The 5,807-nt window shown below is 64.6% G+C and carries 3 protein-coding genes; 1 reads left to right on the forward strand and 2 read right to left on the reverse strand.

All coding sequences use genetic code 11. The features are described from left to right. Positions 1–303: thioesterase domain-containing protein (locus tag VFW69_RS23375; RefSeq protein WP_526505094.1), on the forward strand; the 303-nt coding region annotated here is incomplete at its 5' end. Positions 304–340: 37 nt separating this feature from the next. Here the strand turns inward: VFW69_RS23375 and VFW69_RS23380 are convergent. After that, positions 341–1,660, reverse strand: a complete 1,320-nt coding sequence (locus VFW69_RS23380; RefSeq protein ID WP_526505096.1) for a hypothetical protein — start codon at positions 1,658–1,660, stop codon at positions 341–343. A 182-nt stretch (positions 1,661–1,842) separates the two neighbouring features. Continuing rightward, on the reverse strand, positions 1,843–5,807 hold a 3,965-nt coding region (locus VFW69_RS23385; RefSeq protein WP_526505098.1), incomplete at its 5' end, for a KR domain-containing protein.

Raw genomic sequence — 5,807 nt, forward strand, 5'->3', positions numbered from 1 at the left:
CAGCAGGGAAAGACAGTTGAGTTAATTCTTCCGCCCCGCCCGATCTTCGAGTTCGTTGTTGAGAATTACAATTCGAACGGGTCGCACCTGCGAGAACATGTGCCCGGTGTGTTCGATGGCGATGTGATCATCTTTTCCGCACGGCGGGACGAAGGCAACGAGTCATCAGACCCACAAAACTGGGACCCTCACGTAGCCGGTGCCATTACGGTGTATCCGGTCGACTGCGGCCATGACGACATGATGGCCAGCGAATCGCTCGCTTTGTACGGGGAACAACTCAAACTCGCCCTGGGTTCGTAACGCGGCGTCGCGTCGCACGCCGGACAGAGACCATTCGTTAGGTGATTTCGCCTGTCAGGTTGAACTCGTCCAGCGAGCGCGCAGCCAACTCACGCATGGCCAGGTTCGTGTTCTCGGCGCCCGGCTGGTAGGCGCCGATGCTGATGACGATTCTGCTGTGCAGGCGCCAAGACTGCACAGTCATCAGGCCACCCGTGCGCTCAAGCCACTGTTGCGTTAGGTGTTGGAAACCCAGTCGCCCAGTGACGAACTCGGCGTCGCTGCCATCGAGGCGGCACACCACCGAGCCCAAGTCGCCAAGATTGGAGCACAGCACGGGAAGCGCTTCGCTGAGCATCGCGTAATCCAGTGCGCTCAGCCGTTTCAAGACGCGTTTCGGTATGAAAGGAATCAGCGAAGCGACTCGCGCGGACTCCTCGGCGGGTGTTTCCCGCAGGGTCACGAGCGCTTGCTTGATCGCGGCACGCACGTCACGCAGGTCTGTTGTCACTCGCGTCGGATCGACGCTGACACGTGCGAACGCCACAGCGTTTGCACGCATGTCACCCTCGGCCCGGGTGCTGATGGGGAGTTGCACCGTGACGGTATCGTCACCGGCGCGTCGGCGGCCCACGTGCTCCGCGAATTTCGCAACGAACCCGGCGAGCAGCGTCTTACTGGTTCCGCCCAGCGCCTCCGCGCAGGCGTCCCATTCAGCCAGGTCGACCAAGACGGTGACGGTCGGCACGACGACAACGGGGTCTGCAACGTTGTTCCGGTCGCTTACGCGGGGGGATGGCGGCCGCGATATCTGTGGTTGGGCCGCGTTCTGCCGCTGATCACGAGCCTGTTTTGCCGCCGCGACAAGCGCGCGTCCAACCTCAGGCGCTTGCTGCGCCGTCTGGCGGGCATCCTCAACCAGCGCGCGCAGTCGAGTGCGCGAACGCGGCGGTGGATACCCAAGGTCGTGCGTGATGCCCGAAAGGGCCTCAATTCCCGACACCACAAGTCCGAGACCGTCGAGCACGTAATGGGAAATCACCAGGCTTACCGCGGTCGAGCCATCGGTCAGTGGAAGCACGCCCAGATGCCAGCCGGGGCCAGACTCCGGGTCGACCGGGATTTGTGAGCGTTCGTCTGCCCAGTCGCTGACCTCAGCGCGTGGGCGGGGGCGCTCCGCAATCTCGATGTCCGTTGGGCCGGGGTCCAGGACCCACCGATACCGGGCGAACGGCAGCGGCGAACGCTCGATGCGCCTTCCCAACAACCCATGACCGAGATTGTGGTGAAAACGCCTCAGCCCGTCGAAATCAAGAGGATGCTCATAAACCCACAGGACCTGCATGATTTGCTTCGGCCCGGTGACGCGCTGCCCCATGAACAAGGCTTGGTCCACGTAAGCGAGCCGATTGTCCAGGCACGCATCACCGTTGAATGCGCGGCTGTCGACGGAGGTTCGTGCAGGAAGTATCCGCAGTGGCACTGATCAGCCTTCCCTTAAACTCGTCAACGTTGCGCGAGCGCACGTAATTCAAAGCAGCCGTTGGAATGGACGGCGAATCATCCTGACCCTGCGAGCTTTTCGCACAGCATTCCCGCCAAACCGCGTATGGTGCCAATGTCGACGAGATCGGCGGAATTGATGCGTATTCCGGTTTCGGTCTCGATGCGCGTGCGCAGTTCCAGCGCGCCCAGTGAGTCCATGCCGTACTCGGAGAGCGGCCGGTCGACATCCACGTTTCGACGCAGGATCAGGCGGACCTGGTCGGAGATCAGGCTCAGCAGCCGGGTGGGCCACTCATCGAAGGGCAATCCCTCGAGCTCAGCACGCAGTCTGCTTGAGCCCATTGCGGTTTGCCCGGTTGTGCGGAACGCTTCGGCAAAAGGACTGTGCTGGGCGAAGGCGGTCACTGCAGTGCCCATGACCGCATAGCCGGTGTAGGCGCGCTCATGGCGCAGCAGCGTTTCGAACGCGTAGGCGCCCTCGTCGACAGCAATGGCGATATCGACATCATCCGCGGTGGTGGCGCCGTCGAGCTGAGCCCACGGGCCCCACGGGCCCCAGGCGATGGCGTTGGCCGGCAGGCCCTTCGCCCGCCGCCACAGGCTGAAGGCGTCCAGCCAGCTGTTGGCTGCGGCATAGGCGCCCTGCCCAGGCGAGCCCACCAGAGCGGCCGCCGAGGAGAACGAGCAGAACCAATCCAACGGCTGTCCAGCGGTGGCAAGGTGTAAGTTCCATGCGCCGTAAACCTTTGGCGCCCAGCTACGTTCGATGAGCTTGTCGGTGGTATCGGTCACGGCGGCGTCCTCGGTCACCGCCGCCGCATGCACCACCCCGCGTAACGCAAGGCCGGTGGCCGTCGCCGCCATGACCAAACGCTGAGCCGTAGCTGCCTCGCCGATATCGCCACACTCCACCACAACGTCGGCGCCGATCGCACGGATGCGCTCAATCCTGTCCATGGCCTCGGGAGTCGGCTGCGAGAGGGAAGACAGCACGATACGTCCGCAGCCCTCGCCGGAATCAGGAGAAGCCATCCTCTCGGCCAAGCACAGACCCAGGCTCCCGAGCCCACCGGTGATGATGTAGGCGCCGTCGTCGCGGAAGACCCGGGCCGCCGCCGGCGGCACTGTCACACGACTGCACCCGGTGCGGGCGACATCCAGCACGAGTTTTCCGGCGTGTTGGGCATCGCTCATCGCCCGAATTGCGGTGGCGGCCTTCTCCAGCGGGTAGTGCGTGCTCTGCGGCACCGGCAGCACGCCATCCGCGGTGAGTTCGTACACCTTATTCAATAACCTGCGCAGTCGGTGTGGGTGGCTCTCGGGCATCGACGCCAGGTCCACGGCGTAGAACGCGAGGTTGCGTCCTGACGGCAGCAGCCCCAATGGAATGTCGCCGTAGCTGCCACGTTTGCCGATCTCGATGAATCGTCCGCCGTGCGCGAGCAATTCGATCCCCGCGCGCTGGGCGGCGCCGGTGACCGAGTTGAGCACGATGTCAACGCCGTAGCCGTCGGTGTCGCAGCGTATCAGGTCGGCGAATTCGATGCTTCGTGAGTCGTAAACGTGCTCGATACCCATGCCGCGCAGCAGATCTCGGCGCTCCTCGCTACCGGCCGTCGCGAAGATCTCGGCTCCCGCCGCGCGGGCGATCGCGATTGCTGCCTGCCCGACACCACCGGTCCCGGAATGAATCAATACCTTGTCGCCGCCGTCGATGTGGGCGAGATCGTGCAGGCCGTACCATGCTGTCGCTGTCGCGGTGGTCACTGCGGCCGCCTGCTCGTCAGAAAGGCCGGCCGGCAGAGTGACGGCCGCGCGCGCATCACAGGCGAGGAACGTACCCCACGAGCCGGTGTGGCACAGACCACCAACATGATCGCCCACCTTATGGTCGGCCACATCCGGTCCGACCGCTGTCACCACCCCGGCGAAGTCGGTGCCGAGCTGCGGTGGGTGGCTGTCGAATTCGGGCGAGGCGAGGCGACCGGACGCTAGGAGGACGTCGGCGAAATTGACGCCGGACGCGCTGACCGCGACCTCGATCTGTTTCGGTTCGGGCGCAACCCGTTCGCAAGCAACGAGTTCCATCGACTCCAGGGCACCGGGTGTGCGGATCTGCAGGCGCATCCCGTCGCGCTCGTGGTCGGCTACGGTGGTGCGACGCTCTTCGGGAAGCAGCGGACTGGGCGACAACCGCGCGGTATACCAGTCGCCGTTGCGCCAGGCGGTTTCGTCTTCTTCGGATCCGCTCTCAAGTTGCCGGGCCAGATTTTCGGCTTCGGCGTCGGCGTCCAGATCGACATGAGTGACGCGCAAGTGTGGATGCTCCGTGCCGACCACTCGGATCAGACCCCTGAGCCCGGCCTGTTGTAGGTTCGGTTCGTCACCTGCGAGCACGGTCTGGGCGGTGCGGGTCACGACGTACAGGCGAGACGACTCGCCCGGGAGATCTGGCAATTCGCGAACGATCCGCACCAGATGCTGAACACACTCGCGGCCCATCAGGGGATCAACGGCGTCACCGGTTTGCGGTCCCATGAGAACCACCACGCCGGTAAACCCACCGCGGAGCAGATGTTGTCGGAGCTGTTGGCTGTTCACGGCGTGGTCAGCGTGCGGCGTCCAGGACATGGTGGTGCACTGCGAGCCGTGACTTTTCAGGGCGTCGGGCAAATCGGTGGCAAGAACATCTGCGACGGCGGTGGTGCTGATCAATAGCCAGCTTCCGGGATGAGCGTATTCCACGTCGGGCAGTTCACGCTGGCGCCATTCGATGGTCAACAGCCGCTCGGCCAGTACCCGATCTTTCTTGTCTTTCTCGGAGAGACCGGTGTCCAATCGCAACCCCTGCACGGCGAGCAGGATTGCCCCGTGCTCATCGAGCACCTCGAGATCAGCCTCGATACCGGAACTGTCGGCTTTCGACACGCGTGTGTAGCAGTAGTGGGCGTCGCGAGCCGAGTGGTAGGCCCGCAATCGGCGGATACTGTGCGGCAGCGCCAACACGCTCCCGCCAACCGCCTGCATGGCCGGATGAGCCGCGACCGTGTGAAAACAGGCTTCCAGCAATGCTGGGTGCGCGGTGAAACCGTGTTGGTGGGAGCGGATTTGGCGGGGGAGCGCGACCTCGGCCAGCACGCTGCCGCCCCCTTCGCCGGTGTGCACCGCGCCAATAACGGAGAACGCAGGACCGTATTTCGCGCCCCGCTCATCCAGGCGCTTACGCAACTCGTCGCCACCCGCACTTTGCCGGTGCGCGGCGATAAGCGCGGCAATGTCGTGCGCGGCGAGTTGTCCGTCGTCAGCGGCATGCAGTACTGCGTTGCTAAGCCGGGTTTTCTCGCCTCCCCGAAATGCCTCTACCGTGAACTCGACGACGCCCGAGAACGACAACGACGCCGAAGCGCTGATCGTGGTCTGCTCATTTAGCGGCAGCGCCTGCTCGAAGCGGATATCGCGGACTTCCGAAGTCTCGCCCAGCACCGTGTGCGCGGCGGCCAACGCCATCTCGCAATGGGCCGCCGCCGGAAGCGCAGCGACACTTTGGATCTGGTGGTCATCCAGCCACGGCTGGGCGGCGGTGCCGACCTCTCCTTGCCAGACATGACGCTCCGGCTCTTCCTGCAAGCGCACATGCGCACCCAGTAGCGGGTGTACCGAAACAGTGCATCCGCCGTTGGTGGCGGAGGATCGCTGATCGTCGCGGTCCAACAGCAGCCGACGGTGCGTCCAGGTTGGCAGGGGCGCGTCCACCAGTCGCCCGCTGGGATAGAGCGCGGAGAAGTCGACCGCTGCGCCCGCATTGTGCAGATCCGCCAGGAGGCCGCGCAGTCCGTGCGGCAGCGCTCGCTCGTGTCGCATGCCGGCCACAGCGGCCACCGAGATGTCGAGGCTGCGAGCGTTCTGTTCGAGAGGGGCGTCGAGCAGGGAATCTGCTGTCAGCTCGGCGAAGACCCGGTAGCCGTCCTGCATCGCGGCCTGGACCGCCGCGGCGAACCGCACCGTGCGCCGCACATTGT

Source organism: Mycobacterium sp., assembly GCF_036273375.1.
Lineage (GTDB): Bacteria > Actinomycetota > Actinomycetes > Mycobacteriales > Mycobacteriaceae > Mycobacterium.